21 protein-coding genes are annotated in these 21,457 nt (G+C 63.3%); 13 read left to right on the forward strand and 8 right to left on the reverse strand.

Annotated elements, in window-relative coordinates; translation table 11 throughout:
- Positions 1-81 precede the first annotated feature (81 nt).
- The 3 genes from ACW9H9_RS09140 to ACW9H9_RS09150 all read left to right on the forward strand — a co-directional run bounded on the left by ACW9H9_RS09140 (position 82) and on the right by ACW9H9_RS09150 (position 1,768).
- On the forward strand, positions 82-672 hold the full coding sequence (locus ACW9H9_RS09140; RefSeq protein ID WP_457342826.1) for a cysteine hydrolase family protein: 591 nt from the start codon (positions 82-84) through the stop codon (positions 670-672).
- 153 nt (positions 673-825) lie between these two features.
- Entirely contained in the window at positions 826-1,146 is a 321-nt protein-coding gene (locus ACW9H9_RS09145; protein WP_457342827.1) for a hypothetical protein, read from the forward strand.
- 64 nt (positions 1,147-1,210) lie between these two features.
- A complete protein-coding gene (locus ACW9H9_RS09150; protein WP_457342828.1) occupies positions 1,211-1,768 on the forward strand; it encodes a Smr/MutS family protein in 558 nt (185 codons plus the stop codon).
- 56 nt (positions 1,769-1,824) lie between these two features.
- On the opposite strand, the gene ACW9H9_RS09155 is transcribed toward ACW9H9_RS09150, so the two are convergent.
- Positions 1,825-2,013 carry a hypothetical protein gene (locus ACW9H9_RS09155; RefSeq protein WP_457342829.1) on the reverse strand — a complete coding sequence of 63 codons (189 nt, stop codon included), beginning with the start codon at positions 2,011-2,013 and terminating at the stop codon, positions 1,825-1,827.
- Entirely contained in the window at positions 2,010-2,741 is a 732-nt protein-coding gene (locus ACW9H9_RS09160) for a zeta toxin family protein (protein ID WP_457342830.1), read from the reverse strand. Before ACW9H9_RS09160 ends, ACW9H9_RS09155 begins: the two co-directional genes overlap by 4 nt.
- Before the next feature lie 198 nt (positions 2,742-2,939).
- Here ACW9H9_RS09160 and folE point away from each other — a divergent pair, with 198 nt between their 5' ends.
- Positions 2,940-3,485: a GTP cyclohydrolase I FolE gene (gene folE, locus ACW9H9_RS09165; RefSeq protein WP_457342831.1), complete on the forward strand. Its 546-nt coding sequence runs from the start codon at positions 2,940-2,942 to the stop codon at positions 3,483-3,485.
- A gap of 104 nt (positions 3,486-3,589) precedes the next feature.
- Positions 3,590-3,961: a glutaredoxin family protein gene (locus ACW9H9_RS09170; protein WP_457342832.1), complete on the forward strand. Its 372-nt coding sequence runs from the start codon at positions 3,590-3,592 to the stop codon at positions 3,959-3,961.
- Between the two features lie 10 nt (positions 3,962-3,971).
- Here ACW9H9_RS09170 and ACW9H9_RS09175 read toward each other — a convergent pair whose 3' ends face one another.
- The 3 genes from ACW9H9_RS09175 to ACW9H9_RS09185 are packed head-to-tail and all read right to left on the reverse strand — an operon-like array spanning position 3,972 to position 6,914.
- Positions 3,972-4,292: an AtuA-related protein gene (locus ACW9H9_RS09175; RefSeq protein WP_457342833.1), complete on the reverse strand. Its 321-nt coding sequence runs from the start codon at positions 4,290-4,292 to the stop codon at positions 3,972-3,974.
- On the reverse strand, positions 4,289-5,620 hold the full coding sequence (locus ACW9H9_RS09180; protein ID WP_457342834.1) for an acyclic terpene utilization AtuA family protein: 1,332 nt from the start codon (positions 5,618-5,620) through the stop codon (positions 4,289-4,291). The genes ACW9H9_RS09175 and ACW9H9_RS09180 overlap by 4 nt, the downstream gene beginning before the upstream one ends.
- A gap of 1 nt (position 5,621) precedes the next feature.
- Positions 5,622-6,914 carry a CitMHS family transporter gene (locus tag ACW9H9_RS09185; RefSeq protein ID WP_457342835.1) on the reverse strand — a complete coding sequence of 431 codons (1,293 nt, stop codon included), beginning with the start codon at positions 6,912-6,914 and terminating at the stop codon, positions 5,622-5,624.
- Between the two features lie 113 nt (positions 6,915-7,027).
- Here ACW9H9_RS09185 and ACW9H9_RS09190 point away from each other — a divergent pair, with 113 nt between their 5' ends.
- Entirely contained in the window at positions 7,028-7,924 is an 897-nt protein-coding gene (locus ACW9H9_RS09190; protein WP_457342836.1) for a LysR family transcriptional regulator, read from the forward strand.
- A gap of 12 nt (positions 7,925-7,936) precedes the next feature.
- Here the strand turns inward: ACW9H9_RS09190 and ACW9H9_RS09195 are convergent, their stop codons facing one another.
- The gene (locus ACW9H9_RS09195) at positions 7,937-8,551 is read right to left on the reverse strand and encodes a glutathione S-transferase family protein (RefSeq protein ID WP_457342837.1); all 615 of its coding nucleotides are present in this window, start codon (positions 8,549-8,551) and stop codon (positions 7,937-7,939) included.
- 410 nt (positions 8,552-8,961) lie between these two features.
- Here ACW9H9_RS09195 and ACW9H9_RS09200 point away from each other — a divergent pair, with 410 nt between their 5' ends.
- Positions 8,962-10,308 carry an NCS2 family permease gene (locus ACW9H9_RS09200; RefSeq protein ID WP_457342838.1) on the forward strand — a complete coding sequence of 449 codons (1,347 nt, stop codon included), beginning with the start codon at positions 8,962-8,964 and terminating at the stop codon, positions 10,306-10,308.
- 65 nt (positions 10,309-10,373) lie between these two features.
- A complete protein-coding gene (locus ACW9H9_RS09205; protein WP_457342839.1) occupies positions 10,374-11,000 on the forward strand; it encodes a LysE family translocator in 627 nt (208 codons plus the stop codon).
- Here ACW9H9_RS09205 and ACW9H9_RS09210 read toward each other — a convergent pair.
- Both ACW9H9_RS09210 and uraH read right to left on the reverse strand, forming a co-directional pair.
- The gene (locus ACW9H9_RS09210) at positions 10,948-16,032 is read right to left on the reverse strand and encodes a dermonecrotic toxin domain-containing protein (protein WP_457342840.1); all 5,085 of its coding nucleotides are present in this window, start codon (positions 16,030-16,032) and stop codon (positions 10,948-10,950) included. The two genes, ACW9H9_RS09205 and ACW9H9_RS09210, sit on opposite strands and share 53 nt — an antisense overlap.
- Positions 16,033-16,196: 164 nt before the next feature.
- Positions 16,197-16,550, reverse strand: a complete 354-nt coding sequence (gene uraH / locus ACW9H9_RS09215) for a hydroxyisourate hydrolase (RefSeq protein WP_457342841.1) — start codon at positions 16,548-16,550, stop codon at positions 16,197-16,199.
- A gap of 375 nt (positions 16,551-16,925) precedes the next feature.
- On the opposite strand from uraH, the gene puuE reads away from it, so the two are divergent.
- The 5 genes from puuE to ACW9H9_RS09240 all read left to right on the forward strand — a co-directional run bounded on the left by puuE (position 16,926) and on the right by ACW9H9_RS09240 (position 21,392).
- Positions 16,926-17,852: an allantoinase PuuE gene (gene puuE, locus ACW9H9_RS09220; protein ID WP_457342842.1), complete on the forward strand. Its 927-nt coding sequence runs from the start codon at positions 16,926-16,928 to the stop codon at positions 17,850-17,852.
- Entirely contained in the window at positions 17,849-18,364 is a 516-nt protein-coding gene (gene uraD, locus ACW9H9_RS09225) for a 2-oxo-4-hydroxy-4-carboxy-5-ureidoimidazoline decarboxylase (RefSeq protein ID WP_457342843.1), read from the forward strand. Before puuE ends, uraD begins: the two co-directional genes overlap by 4 nt.
- An 80-nt stretch (positions 18,365-18,444) precedes the next feature.
- Complete coding sequence (gene alc, locus ACW9H9_RS09230) at positions 18,445-19,440, forward strand: allantoicase (protein WP_457342844.1); 996 nt, start codon at positions 18,445-18,447, stop codon at positions 19,438-19,440.
- A gap of 104 nt (positions 19,441-19,544) precedes the next feature.
- Entirely contained in the window at positions 19,545-20,048 is a 504-nt protein-coding gene (locus ACW9H9_RS09235) for an ureidoglycolate lyase (RefSeq protein ID WP_457342845.1), read from the forward strand.
- A 51-nt stretch (positions 20,049-20,099) separates the two neighbouring features.
- Positions 20,100-21,392: a urate hydroxylase PuuD gene (locus tag ACW9H9_RS09240; protein ID WP_457342846.1), complete on the forward strand. Its 1,293-nt coding sequence runs from the start codon at positions 20,100-20,102 to the stop codon at positions 21,390-21,392.
- Positions 21,393-21,457 lie beyond the last annotated feature (65 nt).

The following is a 21,457-nucleotide window of genomic DNA, read 5'->3' on the forward strand; positions in this document are numbered from 1 at the left end:
GTACCTTACGAGCATAGCCATTCACAGAACCGCTCAGCCAGAGGACAATGTCGCAAAAGCCCCCCTCACAGGAGCCCCAGAATGTCCGTTCCAAAGACGATGTTTCAACTCAGTGGTCGTGGTTATGCGGCAGCCAATCTGCAACACGCCACCCTCGTGATCATCGATGCCCAGAGGGAATACCTCAGTGGCCCCCTCGCCCTTTCGGGCATGGACGCAGCCGTCGAAAACATCAAGCACCTGCTGGCCGCCGCCCGCAGCGCCGGGCGCCCGATCGTGCACGTGCGTCACCTGGGCACCGTCGGCGGGCTGTTCGACCCCCAGGGCGAGCGCGGCAAATTCATCCCGGGCGTTGAGCCCCAGGGTGACGAAACCATCATCGGCAAGTTGCTGCCCAGTGCCTTCCACGGCACGGGCCTGGAAAAACACCTGCAGGACCTGGGCTCGCTGGACCTGATCGTGTGCGGCTTCATGAGCCACTCCAGCGTCAGCACCACCGTGCGCGCCGCCAAGAACCTGGGGTTTCGCTGCACCCTGGTGGAAGACGCCTGCGCCACCCGCGACCTGCCTTACAAGGGCGGCATCCTGAGCGCCGAGCATGTGCAACAAACCGAGATGGCCATCATGGCTGACAACTTCGCCACTCTTGCCCTGACCCACGACCTGGCCTGATTGACCTGCGATGAGCGGCGCGTCTGATGGCCCGCAGTGCCACTACGCACCGCTCATCCGCAACCGGCTGTCGTTTGCTGCAATTGCCTCGGCACCCGGAACAACCTGAGTATCTTCCGGTCGAAGGCCCGATACCCTGGAGGAAAGGTCGGAATGAAGCTATCCGATGGTTTTGATGCACGCCGCTTGCGCCCCAAAGGCCCGCGCAACTGGCGTTTGCGGCTCGGCGCAGGTTTTGCTGCCTTGCTGGCGATTGCCGGCCTGTTGCTGGCAGGGGCGGGCGCCGCCGGTTTGTTGGGGCACTCCCCCGCCTTGGGCGAGCTCAATGCCAGCCCGGGCGGTGCGGCGGTGCTGATCGGGCTGGGCCTGCTGGTGCTGTGGTTGGGCGTGGCCCTGTGGCGGCGGTGCCGTCGGCGCCTGCGTCAGCCCACATCGTTGAACATCGCCTCGCACCTGATGAAAAAGCACAACTGATGGCGTTCTTGCACGTCCTGGCGCCGCGATTTAGGTAAACTGCCCGCCCTTCGCGGAGGCTGACATGCAAGACGACGATTTTTCCCTGTTCAAAAACGAGCTGCGCGGCGTCAAGCCGATCAAGCACGACCGTGCCGACACCGGCAAACCCAAGGCCGACCGCGCGCAGATCGCCAAGCTGCGCCAATCGGCCACGGTGAGCAGCGAAACCACCACCGTGGACGGCCTATCGGACCAATTCGTCATTGACGTGGGCCCCGAAGACGAACTGATGTGGTCCCGCGACGGCGTCCAGGAAAGCCAGGTGCGCAAGCTCAAAGCGGGCCAGATCCCGTTCGAAGGCAGCCTGGACCTGCACGGCATGACCGTGGAAAAAGCCCGCGAAACCCTCTGGGCCTTTCTAGCCGAAGCCACCAAGTTTGAAATCCGCTGCGTGCGCGTCACCCACGGCAAAGCCGTGCGCCTGGACGGCAAGCGGCCGATGATCAAAAGCCACGTCAACACCTGGCTGCGCCAGCATGCCCAGGTGCTCGGCTTCACCTCCTGCCAACCCCGCCACGGCGGCGCGGGGGCGGTGTATGTGATGCTCAAGCGCACGATGATGGAGGGGCGTGACGAGTGACAGACGAAAAAGCCCGGCGCAGACGCCGGACTTTTTATTGAACGCTGTCCTGCCGATCAGTCATCGCGAGGTGCTTGAGCATTCTTCTCTCTTGCAGCAGAAATGACCGCCTTTTGCAGGCTGATCGCCGTATTGGCCGCGTCACGGTAAATCGCACGGCGCTCCTCTATCGAGCCGCTGCGAAAAAACGCTGACATTGCAGTCGAGTGTTTTTTTTCAGTCAGGTCCGTCATTTCACCGTTCATAGGGCTACACCGGTCAAAATTTGCTCAAGTTGCGTTTGATGGTAAGGATGCCTGATAAGGTCGTCAATTTCCTCGACACAAAGATTGATGCCAATGTCCGCATCGGTACCGTCAGTGTCTTTGATAAGAACGTCTACCTGAAGTCGATCTCGAAACTCACCCTTTAGTGCACACACTGTCGTTTTCGCCGCATAAAACTGACGAACAAACTCTTTGCATGGAATATTGCGCCCTTCAATAGCCTCCCGGGCGAGTACAAACTCCCAGGCCAACTCAGGTTTTTGGTACACATAAATGATTTGAACGGCGCGATTTTTCTTGTCGAGTGCGCGCTGAATATTTTTCCGAGCAACGTCAAGATTCGCCAGCGTGCCATCCAGCAAGAATGACTGACTCTGTTGATAAACCAGATCGAGGGTGCGCTCAACGATTACCGTCACCCCACGTTGAAAGAGGCTTGAGTTCGCTCCCGTGTACTCCGGGAAATAAGTTCTGAAATCGTCAGGATCTATGCGTAGCGCCGTAGAACCACCCGCCTCCATCAAACGAATGAACGACTTGGACACCTCCGTCTTACCAGCCCCCGGAGATCCTGCCATAAACACCGAGACGGGGTATTGCTCGCCGGGATATTGACTTAAACAGGCCAGTTCTCGTGCGATCCGGGTCCGATTTGCCTTGGCAAAGATCAACGCACGCTCGCAGATGCCGCTCTCTTGCGCTGCCATCACGTCCTCCAGAGTAAGCGTCGACTTTAACATCCGCTCCGCCCGGGAATACACCTGTGGGCACACCTACGCTACTATGTACGCCATTCACCAGCGCATCTTGCGGGCCGCCTTAATATTCCCGCCTCGCTGAAGCAACGCTTCACATTGGTACAGGCATACACCGTACCGTTCTGAAACCCATACGGAAACAGCCCTGTGACACTGGAACAAAACTACACCGCGATCCTCGGCCAGCTCGGCGAAGACGTATCCCGCGAGGGCCTGCTCGACACGCCAAAACGTGCCGCGAAAGCCATGCAGTACCTTTGCCGCGGTTATGAGCAGACGCTCGAAGACGTTACCAACGGGGCCTTGTTCAGCTCCGACAACAGCGAAATGGTACTGGTCAAGGACATCGAGCTGTATTCGCTGTGCGAGCATCACATGCTGCCGTTCATCGGCAAGGCGCATGTGGCATATATCCCCAGCGGCAAGGTGCTGGGCCTGTCCAAGGTTGCGCGGATTGTCGATATGTATGCCCGCCGCCTGCAGATCCAGGAAAACCTCAGCCGCCAGATCGCCGACGCGGTGATGCAGGTCACCGGCGCGATGGGCGTGGCCGTGGTGATCGAAGCCAAGCACATGTGCATGATGATGCGCGGCGTAGAGAAGCAGAATTCGTCGATGATCACCTCGGTCATGCTGGGTGAGTTCCGCGAAAACGCGGCCACCCGCAGCGAGTTTCTCAGCCTGATCAAGTAACAGGTCGAGGCACAGAAGAACCGGCATTCATCGCCGGTTTTTTTTCGTCCGTGAAAAATCAGGTAAGCTGCCGCCCCTTCGTTAATGGGCAAGAGGTTTACGCCGTGTTAGTCAAAGCACTTCGAGTGGGCCTCGGCCAGATCATCATCCTGGTCGACTTCATCACCCGTCCGCGCAAACTCAAGCGTGGCAACGAGCAGCAAGCGCAGGTGGACGAAGCCGCCAAGGGCCTGACCCTGTACCAGTTCCATGCGTGCCCGTTCTGCGTGAAGACCCGCCGCACCCTGCACCGGCTGAACGTGCCGGTGGCCTTGAAGGACGCGAAAAACAACGCGCACGACCGTCAGACCCTGCTGGAGCAAGGCGGCAAGATCAAGGTGCCGTGCCTGCGCATCGAGCAAGACGGGCAGACCACCTGGATGTACGACTCCAAAGTGATCATCGCCTACCTGGACCAACGCTTCGCAGCGGCCTGACCGGCCAGCCTCAGGCCGGGGCCACCCACTCAAGGTCCAGCAGCGCGCTGCCCAGGCACTTGCCATGGGCGTCCAGCGCCAGTGAACGGGTGACCCCGCCGCGCAAAATCCCCGGCAACACAAAATTCAGCGCCTGCACATGGGGCAGTTCATAACGCCTTACCGGCGCCGCCCCAGGTTCACGCAGTGGCGCAAAAAAGGCGGCCACCCGCTCGGCCGTCAGGTACGCGCACAACAGCGGATAGTCTTCGGCCCGGTAGGCAATGATCGAGATGTTCGAGGTGTCGCCCTTATCTCCCGTGCGGGAATGAGCCAGCTGGCGCAGTTTCATACGTCGATCCTCGGGTTGACTGCACTGCGCGGTAACAGCAGCGACGCCACCGCCACCACCTGCCGCACGCTTTTACTGGCACCGCCGCCGCCGGACGGGCCGTTGGTGTAGAGGGTTTCGACTTCATTACCGACGCGCACGGCCTCGTGGCGGTCGTCACAACGGGCGGCCACCCGCAGGCGCACTTCCCAGGGCTCGACGGCGCTGCGCTCACCGTGCAGCGCGTCCATGCCGATCAGTTCGGCGCGCACCTCCTGCATCTTCACGCCCATCAACGCCAGGCGCTTGAGCACCACGTCCCGCGCCAGTTGCGCACGGGCCACGGCGCCGGGGCCGCCGTAAGACATCTGCCCCTCACCGATCCACCCGTCCAGGTAACCCACGCTGACCTTGAGCTGCTCAGGCCGCGCACGTCCTTGGGCGCCCAGGGCCTGAACCCGGTCGACCGCTTGCTCGACAAACGCCACTTGGGAAAAGTCAGCGGTCACGTCCGGCGTGAGGTACGCCGCCGGGTCGTGCACTTCATAAATCAACTGTTCGATGCAGGTCGCCCGGCTGACCCGCCCACCGGAGCCCGCCACTTTGGTGATCACGGCCGTGCCATCCGCTTCGATTTGCGCCAGCGGGAACCCCAGCCGCGCCAGGTCATCCACGTCTTTGAAGCCCGGGTCGGCAAAATACCCCCCGCTTACCTGCCCCGCGCATTCCAACAGATGCCCCACCAGGGTGCCCTGCCCCAGGCGTTGCCAGTCGTCAGCCGCCCAGCCGAACTCGAACATTTGCGGCGCCAGGAACAGGGACGGGTCCGCCACCCGCCCGGTAATCACCACGTCGGCGTCGGCACGCAGGGCGTCGATAATGCCCTCGGCGCCCAGGTAGGCGTTGGCGGAAATCAACCGCTCGCCCAACGAACCGAGGGTCTGGCCGTTATCCAGCAGGGCCTCTGGCTGGCCGCGCAGCACGGGCAGCACATCATCGCCCACCACCGCCGCCACCTTGAGCGACACGCCCAACACCGCCGCGATCCTGCGCACTTCGGCGGCCGCCGCCACGGGGTTGGCCGCGCCCATGTTGGTGATCACCCGCAGGCGTCGCCGCCCCTCATGCCGACCGACAAACGGCAACACCCGGTGCATGCGCTCGCTCAACAGCGGGTCGTAGCCGCCGTGCGGGTCGCTGATGCGCGCCTGTTGCGCCAGCGCGATGGTGCGCTCGGCCAGGCACTCGAACACCAGGTAATCCAGGTCGCCCTGCTCGGCCAACTCCACCGCAGGTTCGATACGGTCGCCGGAATAGCCGGCGCCAGAACCAATGCGCAAGGTTTTCATCTCAAATCACTCCCAGGAGCAAAGCCGTCAGGGTCATCAACACCGACGCGGCAAACAGAAACGGAATGGTGAAGCGTTGGTGATCGGCCAGTTCGATCTTGCACAGGCCCACCAGCAGGAAGGTCGCTGGGGTCAGCGGGCTGACCGGGAAACCGGTGGTGTGCACGCCCAACAGCGAGGCCTGGGCCACTTGCAGCGGGTCCACGCCCAGGGCCTTACCGACTTCGGCGATCACCGGCATTACGCCGAAATAGTAGGAATCGGGGTCGAACAGCATGCTCAGCGGCATCGACAAAAAGCCCACCACTGCCGGGATCACCTTGCCGTGGCCCGCCGGGATCTGCGCCACCGCTACCTCGGCAATGGCCTTGAGCATGCCGGTGCCTTGCATGATGCCGGTGAACACCCCGGCGGCGAGCAGGATGCTGGCCATGGTCAGCGCGGTCTTGGCGTGGGCGTCGATCCGTGCGCGCTGGGCATCGACGTTGGGGTAGTTGATGCACAGCGCCACCACGGTGCCCAGCATGAACATCACCACCGGGTCCACCCAGCCAGCGATCATCACCACCATCACCAGCACGGTCAACACCAGGTTGACCCAGAACAGGCGCGGGCGACGCAGTTGCAGGTCGTCATCGCTGAGCACCCGCTGCGGCACCGCGCCCGCGTTGGCACCGGCGCCCAGGCCCAGGCGTTTTTCTTCACGGCGGCCCAGCCACCAGGCGCTGGCGAACACAAAGATCAGGCCGACGATCTGCACCGGAATCAGCGGCTGGAACAGGTCCGCCACCGGCACGTGCAGCGCCGCCGACGAACGCAGCACCGGGCCGGTCCAGGGCAGGAAGTTCACCCCCGCCGCCATCGCCGCCACGCAGGCGAGGATGCGTTTATCGATCCCCAGCCGCGTGTACAGCGGCAGCATCGCTGGCACCGTCACCAAAAACGTCACCGCGCCGGAGCCGTCCAGGTGCACCAGCAGCGCAAGCGTCGCGGTGCCCACCACAATGCGCGTAGGGCGCGTCCCCACGGTGCGCAGGATGCGGTCGATGATCGGGTCGAGCATTCCGGCGTCGGTCATGATCCCGAAAAACAGGATGGCAAACACAAACATGCCCACCACCGGGGCGACGTTCTTGATACCGGTGATGATGAAAGCGCTGGTTTGCAGGCCGAAACCGCCGAGCAGCGCGGCGATGATCGGCAAGGCGATCAGCGCTACCAGCGGTGAGAGGCGCTTGCTCATGACGGCAGCGAGCAGGCACAGGATGGTGACAAGTCCCAGGGTGGCAAGCATGGGGGTACTCCACAGTGGCCGTCAGCGGCCCGTTATTGTTTTAAACGGAGTATTGGAATCGCGTTTATTTTTGTAAATTGGAATATTCAGTCGCCAGCGTTCGGAAAAACAAAATGAAAAATTCGATCCAGCACATTCAGGCGTTTCTCGCGGTGGCCCGCACCGGCAGTTTCACCAAGGCGGCCAACGAGTTGCACCTGTCACCGTCTGCGCTGACCGTGCAGGTGCAGCAACTTGAAGACTGGCTGGGCGTGGCCCTGCTCGACCGCAGCCCGCGCCACGTGAGCCTCACCGCCGCTGGCATCGACGCGCGGGGGCCGATGGAGAAACTGCTGTTGGACCTGGACAACATCGTCACCGGCTCCCGGGACCTGGCTGCCCTGCGCCGGGGCGTGGTGACGATCGCCGCCCTGCCCTCGGTGTGCGCGGGCGCCCTGCCCCCGGCATTGCGGGTGTTTCGTGAGTGCTTTGCCGGGATCGAAGTGCGCCTGCACGACCTGGTGGCCCACCGCATTCACGCACAGGTACGCGCCGGTGAGGTGGATTTCGGCATTGGTGTGCGCGCACGGCTGAGCCATGGGCTGGCATTTATGCCGGTACTCAATGACCGGTTGTGCGCCTTTGTGCCGCAGGGTCATCCCTTGAGCGGGCACGCCGTGTTGACGCTTGAGCAACTGGCCGACCAGCCGATCATCCTCACCGGGCGCGACAGCAGCGTGCGCGAGCAGGTGGACGCGCTGTTCGATGAAACCCGGTTAAGGCTGAACGCCGGGATGGAGGCCAACTACATGTCCACCGTGCTGGCGCTGGTGCGCCAAGGGCTGGGGGTCAGCGTGCTGCCGGAGTCGGCGGCAGACAGCCTGGAGGGGTTGCAACGCATTGCGATCGACCACCCGGGGGTCAATCGCGAGATTGGCTTGATCAGCCGCAGCGGCCAGGCATTGAGCCCGGCGGCGCAAAAATGCTTCCACTTGTTGAAGGAAGAACTCGAGGGGGCCCACCGTTCGTGACGCCCCCCGGTTTTACAGCGCGGTAGAGTCCAGCATCGCCACGTGCCGGGGATGGCTGGCCACGCGCTCGATCCAGGCTTGCACCGCCGGGTAAGCGCTCACATCAAAGCCGCCCTCATGCGCCACGTGGGTGTAGGCATACAGCGCCACGTCGGCAATCGAGAATTGCTCGCCCACCAGGTAAGGGGTGAGTTGCAGCTGTTTTTCCATCACCTTGAGCGCCTTGTTGCCGCCCTTTTGCAACTTGCGGTGTTCTTCCCGGCGCGCCTCCGGCAGCCCCAGGTACAGCTGGATAAACCGCGCCACCGCAATGTACGGCTCGTGGCTGTACTGCTCGAAAAACTGCCACTGCAGCACTTGTGTGCGCAGGCGTGGTTCGCTGGGCAGAAATTCGCTGCCATCGGCGAGGAAGTTGAGGATCGCGTTGGACTCCCACAGGCAGGTGCCGTCTTCAAGTTCCAGCACCGGGATTTTGCCGTTGGGGTTCTTGGCCAGGAACTCGGCCGTCTCGGTGTCGCCGTTGAGGATGTCGATGTCCACCCACTGATACGGGACACCCAAAAGGTTGAGCATCAACTTGACCTTGTAGCAGTTGCCCGACTTGTAATCGCCATAAACCTTGTACATGGGGCTCCCCTTATGCCGCTTGCGCGTGCTGTGCTTGACGGACCACCGCGGTTCACCGGGCATGAACGCAATGTTCTGCTCGCGCGCAGGAGCCAACAAAGTGCGGGTGTTGAGCGCGGGTTTCAAGGCCCGCAGGAAGAATAATCCAGCCTGGGGCAACTGCCCGTCGGCCAGGTCGCTGAAAGGGCGCGGCCACAGGGCCTGGAATGCGGCAAGGGAAGGCTGGCCTTTCAGGCCCTTTGCACACACAATCGAAAACATTATTTGCTTTATTTGTATACAAAAGCATAATTCGCTTCGTGCGCACTCTTGACCTAATGGTCAAAAAAATCGCCAGTACCTCAAAGCGTCGCTGCCCACCTCTGTGTCCGGCGCTGGAAATAACAATAAAACTCTTGAGGAGTACTGCTGTGGAAAGCCCAAAATCCGAAGCCCCAACGCTGGAACTCGCCCCGCCCAATGCCGGTTGGCTGGACCGCCTGTTCAAGCTGCGCCTGCACGGCACCACGGTGAAGACTGAGCTGCTGGCCGGCCTCACCACCTTTATCACCATGGCCTACATCATCTTCGTCAACCCCAACCTCATGGCCGACGCGGGCATCGACCACGGCGCGGCGTTCGTGGCCACCTGCATCGCCGCCGCCCTGGGTTGCCTGTTGATGGGCCTATACGCCAACTGGCCAGTGGGCCTGGCGCCGGGCATGGGCCTGAACGCGTTTTTCACCTACACCGTGGTCGGCACCCTGGGCTATCACTGGGAAACCGCGCTGGGGGCGGTGTTTATCTCCGGCTTATTGTTCATGGTCCTGACCCTGTCACGCATTCGCGAGTGGCTGCTCAACAGCATCCCCGTCAGCCTGCGCCACGCCATGGGCGCAGGCGTGGGCCTGTTTCTGGGGGTGATCGGCCTGAAAACCGCCGGCATCATCGTCGACAGCCCGGCCACGCTGATCAAGCTCGGCTCGCTGCACGAGCCTGCACCGCTGTTGGCCGCCGTGTGTTTCCTGCTGATTGCCGTGCTCAGTTACCACCGGGTGTTCGGCGCCATCCTCATCAGCATCATCGCCGTGACCCTGGCCGGGTGGGGCCTGGGGCTGGTGCACTACAACGGCATCCTCTCCGCCCCGCCGAGCCTGGCGCCCACCTGGATGGCCATGGACGTTGCCGGGGCGTTCAACGTGAGCATGATCAGCGTGGTGTTCGCCTTTTTGTTTGTGCACATGTTCGATACCGCCGGCACCCTGATGGGCGTGGCCCAGCGCGCCGGGCTGGTGAAGGCAGACGGGCGCATCGACAACCTGTCCCGCGCCTTGAAAGCCGACAGCGCCTCCAGCGTGTTCGGCGCCATGGTCGGCGTGCCGCCAGTGACCAGCTACGTGGAGAGCGCCGCCGGAGTGGCCGCCGGGGGCCGCACCGGCTTGACCGCCGTCACCGTGGGCCTTTTGTTTGTGGCCGCGATGTTTTTTGCGCCGTTGGCTGGCATGATCCCCGCCTACGCCACCGCCGGGGCGCTGATTTACGTGGCGATGCTGATGATGGCGAGCATGGCCCAGATCGAGTGGGGCGACGCCACCGACAGCATCCCGGCCATCGTCACCGCCATCATGATGCCGCTGACGTTTTCGGTTGCCGACGGCATCGCCCTGGGCTTTATCACCTACGTGGCGCTCAAGGCCGGTACGGGCAAGCACAGGGAAATCTCCCTGAGCCTGTGGGTGTTGTGCGGGATTTTTATCGCGAAATTTGTGTTTCTGTGAGGCGTCGTGGCAAGCGGCTTGACGCTTGCCACGGCCCCCTTAACTTCCTCTAACGGACCCTCGTCATGCCCCTCGACACGTTCCTTCTCTTCAGCACCGCTGCCCTGGTCGTCATTCTGATCCCCGGCCCCTTGTCGCTGTTGATGATCAGCAACAGCCTCAACTACGGCCTGCGCCGTTCCTACCCTGCGTTTCTGGGCGGTGTGTTGGCCTCGATTTGCCTGTTGAGTGCCTCGGCACTGGGGCTGGGCGCGCTGTTGATGGCGTCCGAGCGGCTGTTCAGTGCCTTGAAGATCGTCGGCGCGGTGTACCTGTTCTACCTCGCCTGGCAGAGCTGGCGGCAATCGCGGCAACCGGCCAACGGCGCGGTGGTGCCTCAGGCCCTGCCTGCCCCGCGCTTTCGTGCACTGTTTGGCCGGGCGTTTGTGCTGGGCGCCAGCAACCCCAAGGACATCCTGTTTTTTGCCGCCTTCCTGCCGCAGTTTCTCGACAGCCAGCAACCGTTCTTGCCGCAACTGTTGCTGATGATCGTCACCTGGACGGTGCTGGACCTGATCTGCAAGCTGGCCTACGGCCTGAGTGCCCATGGCGCAGCGCGTTACCTGCGCAGCGGCAAGGGCCAGCACTGGTTCAACCGGGTCAGCGCCGCTCTGTTCGGGGCCGCCGGCGCCGCGGCTTTGCTCCGGGCCTGACACTGCCGAAGCGGACAAAAAACACCGTGGGCGCGGCTTTGGGCGTCCATTGGATACCGGCGATGATCTTCACCAGGCGGTTCTCCTCCAACGCCGTCTTGACCGGGAGAAAATCGGCGGCATACGACCGGGTCTGGCTGCGCCGGACAAACCACTCATCGGTGAGCTGCACCGACCGGTTGGCATGCAGGTTGATATTGGATTTCTGCACCCAGCGCGTCATCACGTAGTACAGGTTGTTGGAGTGCGGGTGGGTGCAGCACAAGTCCACCGAATGCTGCGAGCCGGGCTTCTTTTCTATCCGCTGCACCACGAACCCCTGCTGCTCCAGCAAGGTCTGGACCGCACGCGTATTCACCTGTGCCCGGGCGGTGTAGTTGCGCGTGCTGGGGGTTCGCAGTGCCGTGTCCAGGGGGTGCGGCGGGACAAAATCCAGCCGGCTGTAACCCGGGCTCATGCCGTCGTAGCCGATATAGACGCTGGCCATCGTGCGGCTTTCCAAGGGCCTGAGCATGTTCAGCAAATCGTCGGTGCGGCCCAGTGAATGAGGCGCCAGCCATTTGTCCAGCACCACCCGCAGGCCCAGCAAATGGGTGGCCGTGACGGCAGGATGAGGGTCGATCAGTTGAACCAGCCGCTCGATCACGAAGTAACGGCTGCTGGCAGTCATCAGCGCAAACGCCCGGTGCACCGACACTTCCAGCGGCTCGATAAATAACGGCGGATGCACCCGCCACACGCCGTCCGCCGCCCGCGAAGCCGGCAACGGCTGGTCGGCCAGGGCCGCACCCAGCCAGTGATTGATATTGAGCGAGGCCGAAAGCGCCGGTGGCTGGTTGCGGGTGATAAAGGCCAGGTTTTGCGATGACGTGTCGCGGCCTTCGGGCAGCAGTCGGTAATAGCGGTTGCCCTGGCGCATCACCGTGAAGGTGTCCAGCGACGGCGGCGTCATGACCTGGAAGACCTGGCGCGGCGGCAGTACTTCGCGCAGGGTCATGTCGGTGACAAAGCCCCAACCCTGCCACCCCTCGGGCGCCATCGGAGCCTGATGCACCAACCGTTTGAGCGCCGTCAGCGCCGGGGGCGTCCACTCGGGCGACGACGGCGTGGCCGCCCAGGGCCGCCACATGGCATGGCTGGGCCCCGGCTGCGGGGCGTCGGCTTGCAGCAACCATTCACGCGGGCCCTCGATGTGCAAAATCAGCTCGTCGTGCCCGTGGGCCTCGGGGTTCTTGAGCCGTAGCAACGGCTCATCGTCACGCCGGTACACGGTGTAGCGATGGCTGTCGTCCACCACGAATTGCTCGCCCTGCTTGGCGAAACTGCCCCGGTTACCGGGGCCTTGCAGCGCGACTGCATCGTCCAGGGTACGTGCCTTGCGCCAGTGCGTCAGGGCTTTGAAGGGTTTGACAAACCACGCGTGGCCCGCAAAAACAGCCGACGACCGGCGATGCAACTGCCTCAACGCGCCGCGCAGGGGCACCCCCTTGCTGCCGGGCACAAACGTGGTCAACACATCGATAAAAGCCAGCAGGGTCACAAAGGCCAGGTCCACCCCTTCATGACTGGTCCGCCCATGATGCAAGCGCCTGGCCGCCAGCAGCACTTCCCACAGGCTGATGCCCAGCCCGATCACCGGCACAAACGACAACACGCCGCGTACCGTGGCCTCGCGCTGTTCGCCCAGGCGTTCTTCGCGGTAGGCCGCCAGCAGTTGCGCAGAATGGGAGCGGCCCTGGCTGCGCCGCTGGATCTCGAACACCCGCGCATGGGCCAGCAACGCCACCATGTCGTCATGGTCAGTGGCGATGACCTCCAGCCAGGCGGTGGGGGCTTGGTCGACCTGCTCCTGGATCTGCGCCTCGATGTCATTCAGGGCGGCGGCCGCCACGGTGTGTTTGACCTTGAAGGAATGGATAAAGCGCTTGATCGCTTCAAAGGTTTCCAGAATGTGAAAGTGCGGCAAGGCCACCGGCGTCAGTTTGCGCACGTGCCTCACCCACGCAGGCGGGCCGGGCGGCGCCCCGGGGTAACCGGCCAACGCCTGCGCCTCCCAGCCCGGTGCCACCTGCTCGGCCAGCGCCTTGACGCGCGCTGGCAGGGCCCATTCACGGTTCAGCTCAGCGAGCATCGCCGCCCAGCCGGTGTGTTCGGTCAACGCCGGGTAACCCGACGCACTCGGCCAATACACCACGCAATGCCCGGACGCGACGTCGTGCAGCACCAGCACCCCGGCGATGTGCCGGGGATGCGCCAGGGTGTGGCCCACCAAACGCAGCACACACAGTTGCAACGGTTGCAGGGTGCCAGCCGTGCTGGCGGCCATGGCGCGGTTGAACAGGCCTTGGCCACTCGCGCTCAGCCCCTGCTGCGCTGCCGAATACAGGTGCAAGCGGGCCTGCTGGCGGATCACCCGCTCGCCCAAGCCACGGGGCAACCCCGCCTGGGGGGCCACGGGGTAGAACGCCTGCTGGATCAAGCCCTCGTACTGGCCGCCAACGTTCAAGGCCGACAGCGTCTTGATCAGGTACTGCGGGGTCAGGCGCGCTTTCCACTGGGGCACTAGATAACGGGCGCTGTTCAAGCGCCATTCGGTCCAGGGCGCCTGGGCATCCAGGTTGTTCAGGGCCAGTTGCAGCAGGCTGAACGTGCTGCGTTGCGGGCTGACAACCTTCTTGATTTGCCGGTCGCCCACCACGCACTGGCTCGACCACCCGCAATAGTGGGCGCTGACGTCATCGGGAATGTCGATAAAAGGCCGGTCGATGTCCAGCCCCGGCAACAGGCCGTCGGCGCTGAGCCGGGTGGTCAATGCCTGGCGGGCGAACTGGTCCAGCGAGGGCAGCACTTGCCAGAGCCGCCGCTCGAACGCCGCCGCGCTGGCCAGGTACACCCGCTGCAACCGCCAATATTCGCGGCGTCGGGCGGCGGTGGCAGCGGCCAGCCAGGTCGGCAACTTTTCGGCTTGCGCGGCGGCGTAGCGTAACAATTCGATGTGGGCCAGGGCCTCGACGCGGGCCTCGTTGGGCGCGATGCGGAGGTGCTCACGCAGCTCTTGGGCCACTAGCTGGCGGCCCAAGGCCAGGCCTGAAACTTCGCTGAACAGCCGCACGTTCTCGCCCAACAGCCGGTGCAGGTGGATGTGATGCTCGATCAGTTCCTTGAACACCGCCAGCAACACGTTGCCGTCCGTCGCCCGGTACTCGATCGGCGATGCGCCATTGCGCACTTCGTCACGCCCCAGCAGTTGCCACACCGGCGAACCGTCGGGGCTTTGCAGGCTGGCGCGCAGGCTGGCAGACAACGCGTCGAGGCCAGCAAACGCCTGCAGCCCGCCATACTGGCCGAGCATCACCCAAAGCACCGGCTGCGCACGATGGGGCCAGCGCAGGGCGCGGGTGGTGGTCACCACAAAGCTGTTGCGCAGCAGGCCGCCCTCGCGCAGCGAAACGCGCAGCACGCAGGTGTCGCTGCCCGGGCGCTGCGTGGCCAAAGGCGCATCCAACACTTCAAACAGCCTGCTCAGGGCGGGCTGCGGCAAAAGCTTCAGGCGCTGCTGGGTCCGGGCCTCGTACATCAACGCCTGGTGCTGGGCCAACAGCAACACTGTCGCCCGTGTGCGGCGGCCTTCGGGGCGCTCCACCCAGTACGCCTTTTTGAACAGCTGTTCGTCGGGCACTTGAAGGCTGGCGTGCACCGCCTCGCGCTGGGCCTGCTGCTGCGCCAGCTGCGCGGCGAGCACCCGCCAACTGTCGGTGTCTGTGCCCAGCGCCTTGTTGTTTAGCAGCGCCAGCAGGCCCGTCTCCCAACGCTTGACCTGCTGCTCCCGGGTGCGCAGCGCCTGCCCGGGGGCCGGGCGGCTCAGGGTTATTTCGTGCTGGCGGCGCTGCTGGTCCCACGCGAGCAAATCGGCCAAGGCGCCGCTCAAGCCGGTGCCTGTCACCAGGCGCTTGCGGCCCTGCTCCACAAACCGCATGAAACGCGCCGTGCCACCCGCCGCCGGTTGCGCCGGGCCCGGCGCGTTGACCCCGTGGTGATGCAAAGACAATGCACACGCCAGCTCGTGCTGCCACTGGCCCTGCCGCACGCCGTTCGCACTGTGGCGCAGCGCGTCGTCCGTCAATGCCGGGGCCGGTGTCAGTATCAGGTGGCCTTCGGCGCGGTAGCGCTGCAACGGCAGGCATTGCCATAAATCGTTGACCAGCGGCTCGCCGATCAACGACGGCAGTTCGCACTGCAGCGACGCCCACGTGGGGAACTCATGAAACTCGCGGGGCAGGCCGGGCAGGTAGAGGACATGGGGTGCGCCCGCCTCCCCTTGCAGGTGCAAGGCGCCCGGCAAGGCCAGCACGCCTTTATCGGCGTGCGGCCACAGCACCGGCGCCACCTGCACGTGGGCCCATGCGCCGCCCGCCCGCTCGCGGGCTTGAACGGTGGGCGCGTCGATCAGGTGTTGCACCAGGGCGAACGCGGGGGGCGAGAGTTGGAACAGCTCACAGGCAATAAGCGCCTTGTCTGCAAACAACGCGCGGCTCTGCGTCACCCAACGCTCGTGGCGCGTCAGCCACGAGCCGTCAGCCAGGCCCTGCCAATAATCGCTCACCGCCCGCTCCAGGGTGCTCAGCAGCGTCAACCCTGCGACGCGCTCCAGGGCTTGCCGGGCAGAAAAAGGCAGGCGGGCAGCCGGGTTGTCCTTGAGGCTCAGGGCGGTGAGCGAGTTGATATTGGCCGCCACCCGGGGTTCGACCAGCAGCGCCAGCGCCCGCTCGGTCAGGCTGTGGACTTTCTGCGCAGCGGCGGGCGGCAACGGTTCGGTGAACAGCAGGGTGTCCGGGTCCAGCGCGAAGGCCTCGCGCAACGCGCCGCGGATGACCGGCAGCACGCGCGGTGCACGGCTCATCAGGTGCCGCAGCAAGGTGATGGACTCGACGCAACGCGCCTCGGCGGCCTGCAGCCGGTTGATCACCCGGCTCGGCTGCGCACTGGCGTTGACTCGCCGGGTCAGGGGTTCATAAAGGGGAGGTGTGGCCATGGCTGGTTCGTCTCGGGCAGGAAAACCGAGCCTAGGCACACCGCACCACGGGTGTGCGCTACATAGGTGAACAGCGCACAGTTTGCCCGGGCGAAAAAAAGCCCGCAGTGTGGGCGGGCGAGGAAACAACGAAGAGCATTGGAGGTGTGAAGCGCGGTGACGACTCAGCTGCCGCGGTAGGTCGAGTAGCTGTAGGGCGAAATCAGCAGTGGGACGTGGTAATGGTCTTGCTCGGCGCTGATGCCAAAGCGCAGCACCACCACATCCAGAAAGGCCGGCTCCGGCAGTTGCACGCCACGGGCCCGGTAGTAATCACCTGCGCTGAACTGCAACTGGTAGACGCCGCTGCGGTAGTTGTCACCTTCCAGCAGGGGCGCGTCGCAGCGGCCGTCGCTGTTGGTCAACGCCGTGGCGACCCGTTCCAGTTGCGTACCTTCGACGCGGTACAGTTCAACCTTGATGGCACTGCCGGGGCAGCCGTGTGCGGCGTCCAAAACGTGGGTGGTCAAACGTCCCATGGCATCAACACTTCCTGAGGTGAAGGGTGGAGGTGGCGCACCTTTTCGGAGCATCCAAAAGGTCGGCGGTGGCTGATTAAGACACTTTTTAAAAAAATTGTACACAATAAATTTTACAAAGATTTCAATCGGCCTTTCCGCGCCGGGGTGGATCGCGATCTTCCAGTAATACTTGCTTTTAAAAGACCTTTTATCCTTTAGCTGACCAGTCGGGCAGGTTTCTTGCAACACCGGATAACCGGGCGAGGGTAGAAAAAATGCGGAAATGCAGGCTTACAAATTGGCTGACAAGTTGTATACAATCACTCATCGCTGTGACGCCACACGGTCTGGTCGCCACACTTTTTGCCAACACGAACAAGAAGGAAGACTGCAGTGAGCGCTGACTACCCACGCGACCTGATCGGTTACGGCAGTAACCCTCCTCACCCCCACTGGCCCGGCAACGCGCGCATTGCCTTGTCTTTCGTCCTCAACTACGAGGAAGGCGGCGAGCGCAATATTTTGCATGGCGACAAAGAGTCAGAAGCGTTCCTCTCGGAAATGGTCGCCGCCCAACCGCTGCAAGGCGCGCGCAACATGAGCATGGAGTCGCTGTACGAGTACGGCAGCCGGGCTGGCGTGTGGCGCATCCTCAAGCTGTTCAAGGCATTCGACATCCCGTTGACCATCTTTGCCGTGGCCATGGCCGCCCAGCGCCACCCGGACGTGATCCGCGCCATGGTCCAGGCCGGCCATGAGATCTGCAGCCACGGCTACCGCTGGATCGACTACCAATACATGGACGAGGACCAGGAGCGCGAGCACATGCTCGAAGCCATCCGCATCCTCACCGAGCTGACCGGCGAACGCCCGCTGGGCTGGTACACCGGCCGCACCGGCCCCAACACCCGCCGCCTGGTGATGGAAGAAGGCGGTTTCCTGTACGACTGCGACACCTACGACGACGACCTGCCCTACTGGGAACCCAACGCCCCCACCGGCAAGCCGCACCTGGTGATCCCCTACACCCTGGACACCAACGACATGCGCTTCACCCAGGTGCAGGGTTTCAACAAGGGCGATGACTTTTTCGAGTACCTCAAGGACGCGTTCGACGTGCTCTACGCCGAAGGCGGCGAGGCGCCCAAGATGCTTTCCATCGGCCTGCACTGCCGCCTGATCGGCCGCCCGGGGCGCCTGGCCGCGTTGAAACGCTTCATCGAATACGTCAAAGGCCACGAACAGGTGTGGTTCACCCGCCGTGTCGACATTGCGCGCCACTGGCAGGCAACCCATCCGTACAAGGAAGCGGCCCAATGACGGCGTTCCGCACCCTCACACCGTCGACGCTGAGCCGTGACGCGTTCGTCGCCGCCTTCGCCGACATTTACGAACACTCGCCATGGGTGGCCGAAAAGGCCTTTGATCTGGGCCAGGCCCCCTCGATCGACCAGATCGAAACCCTGCACCAGCGCATGAGCGATATCCTGTTGAGCGCCGATCACGCCAGCCAACTGGCCCTGATCAACGCTCACCCGGACCTGGCGGGCAAAGCGGCCGTCCAGGGCCAACTGACCGAAGCCAGCACCCATGAACAAGCCGGTGCCGGTATTCACCAATGCACGCGTGAGGAGTTTGCTCGCTTCACCGAGCTGAACGAGGCCTACAAGGCCAGGTTCAAGTTTCCCTTCATCATGGCGGTAAAAGGCAGCAACCGGCATCAGATCCTGGCCGCGTTCGAAACCCGCATTCACCATTCGGTGCAGGCCGAGTTCGACTGCGCACTGGCCGAGATCAACAAGATTGCGTTGTTCCGTTTACTGACTCTTTAAGCGAACCAGGCCCGAGCGTGCATGAGCGCCCATGGCCCGGCAAGCATCCCAAGCCACTCAATTTAAGGCAGACAAGAAGAATGAAAGATTACGCCGCACCGTTCGAGAAGTTCGTCAACCTGGCCGACGCCCGCCTGGGCACCAAGATCCTGTCGGTCACCGATGACTGGTTCGCCGACGCCAACCGCCTGTTCCAACCCACCCCGGCGGTGTGGAAAGAAGGTGTGTTCGATGACAACGGCAAGTGGATGGACGGCTGGGAATCGCGCCGCAAGCGCTTTGAAGGCTACGACAGCGCCGTGATCCGCCTGGGCGTGGCGGGCCAGATCAAAGGTGTGGACATCGACACCTCATTCTTCACCGGCAACTACCCGCCGTCTGCCTCGCTGGAAGCCTGCTTCTTGGCCACCGGTGAACCCGATGAAAACACCCCGTGGGAAGAAGTGCTGTCGGCCGTCGAGCTGCAAGGCAACAGCCACCACTACCACGAGATCAACAACGCCAAGGCGTACAGCCACCTGCGCTTCAACATTTACCCGGACGGCGGCGTGGCCCGCCTGCGCGTGTACGGCATTCCGTTTCGCGACTGGTCGGCAGTGGGCGACAACGAACAAGTCGACCTGGCCTCGGCCCTCAACGGCGGCCGTGCGCTGGCGTGCTCCGACGAGCATTTTGGCCGCATGAGCAACATCCTCAACCCGGGCCGTGGCGTGAACATGGGCGACGGCTGGGAAACCGCCCGCCGCCGCACACCGGGCAACGACTGGGTGATCGTCGCACTGGGCCACCCGGGCGAGATCGAAAAAATCATCGTGGACACCCTGCACTTCAAGGGCAACTACCCCGACAGCTGCTCCATCCAGGCCGCGTTCGTCAAAGGCGGCACCGACAGCCAGATCGAAACCCAGTCGCTGTTCTGGCGCGAACTGCTGCCGAGCCAAAAACTGCAAATGCACGCCGAGCACACCTTCGCCGAGCAGATCAAGGCACTGGGCCCGATCACCCACATCCGCCTCAACGTCTTCCCGGACGGGGGCGTAAGCCGTTTGCGCTTACTCGGCAAGGTCGCTAAATAAGCGCTGAACCCGATCGCGGGCAAGCCTCTCCACACCCGGTGGGAGTGGGCTTGCCTGCAATAGCCATCGACTAAACAACACAGCATTCGGATAAGAAGACAGCCATGCGCACACTGATGATCGAACCTTTGACCAAAGAAGCCTTCGCCCCCTTCGGAGACGTGATCGAAACCGACGGCAGCGATCACTTCATGATCAACAACGGCTCGACCATGCGCTTTCACAAGCTGGCCACGGTGCAGACCGCCCAGCCTGAAGACAACGCCATCATCAGCATTTTCCGCGCCGACGCGCTGCCAATGCCGTTGACCGTGTGCATGCTGGAACGACACCCGCTGGGCAGCCAGGCGTTCATTCCGCTGCTCGGCAACCCCTTTCTGATCGTGGTCGCGCCCCTTGGCGATGCACCTGTATCAGGCTTGGTCCGCGCCTTCGTCACCAACGGCAGGCAGGGCATCAATTACCATCGCGGCGTCTGGCACCACCCGGTGCTGACGATCGAAAAGCGGGATGACTTCCTGGTGGTTGATCGCAGTGGCACAGGCAATAACTGCGATGAGCATTTTTTTGAAGAGGATGAGCGGCTGATCCTCGCCCCCCACCAATAAGAGAAGGCCTGATCACCCGACAACAAGGGGGACAGGCGTGAGGTAAGAACTGTGCAAGCACATCTGTTGGAATGGCTGAACCTGAGCGTACGCTGGGTTCACATGATCACTGGCGTCGCCTGGATCGGCGCTTCCTTTTACTTTGTATGGCTGGAAAACAACCTCAATCGCGTCAACCCCAAGGACGGCCTTTCGGGCGACCTGTGGGCGATCCACGGTGGCGGTATCTACCACCTGGAAAAATACAAGCTGGCCCCGCCGACCATGCCGGACAACCTGCACTGGTTCAAATGGGAAGCCTATTTCACCTGGATGTCGGGCGTCGCGCTGCTGTGCGTGGTGTTCTACCTCAACCCCACCCTGTACCTGCTGGCGCCGGGCAGCAGCCTGAGCGGCCCGCAAGGCGTATTGCTGGGCATTGGCTCACTGTTCGCTGGCTGGTTCATCTACTCCTCTCTGTGCGACTCCGCCCTGGGCAAACGCCCTGCCCTGCTCGGTTTTATCCTGTTTGTGCTGTTGATTGCGGCCGCGTACGGCTTCAGCAAGGTGTTCAGCGGCCGTGGCGCGTACCTGCATGTGGGCGCGGTGATCGGCACCATCATGGTGGGCAACGTGTTCCGCATCATCATGCCGGCCCAGCGCGCGCTGGTGGCGGCGATTGCCGAGAACCGCACGCCCGACCCGGCACTGCCGGCCAAAGGGCTGCTGCGTTCGCGGCACAACAACTACTTCACCTTGCCGGTGCTGTTCATCATGATCAGCAACCACTTCCCGAGCACCTACGGCAGCCAGTACAACTGGCTGATCCTGGCCGGTATTGCGGTGGCGGCGGTGTTGGTGCGCCATTACTTCAACACCCGCCACAACAGCCAGAAATACGCCTGGACCTTGCCGGTGGGCGCCCTGGCGATGATTTGCCTGGCCTACGTGACCGGCCCGACACCGGTGGCGAGCGCGCCAGAGGTGGCCAAGGCTGCGGTCATCGAGTACCAGCCCCTGCCGGAAACCGCACTGGGCGGCGGCCTCAAGCCTGCCGCGCCGCCCGCACCGGCGGCCGAGCCCGCAGCGCCCGCCCAGGCCTCGGTAGCCTTTGACAAAGTGCACGGCGTGATCCAGGAACGCTGCGCCGTGTGCCATTCGGCCAAGCCCACCAGCCCGCTGTTCAGCACCGCCCCGGCCGGGGTGATGTTCGACACGCCTGCGCAGATCCAGCAACAGGCGGCGCGCATCCAGGCCCAGGCAGTCGCGAGCCAGATCATGCCGCTGGGCAACATCACCCAGATGACCCAGCAGGAACGCGACCTGATCGGCACCTGGATCAACCAGGGGGCGCGTACCAACTGATCACCGAACATCCCTTGCGGGCGCAGGCGTTGCAGCGCTCACAAGGGAGAGGGTCGTGCGGGAAC

The organism is Pseudomonas sp. SDO5215_S409 (genome assembly GCF_054071325.1).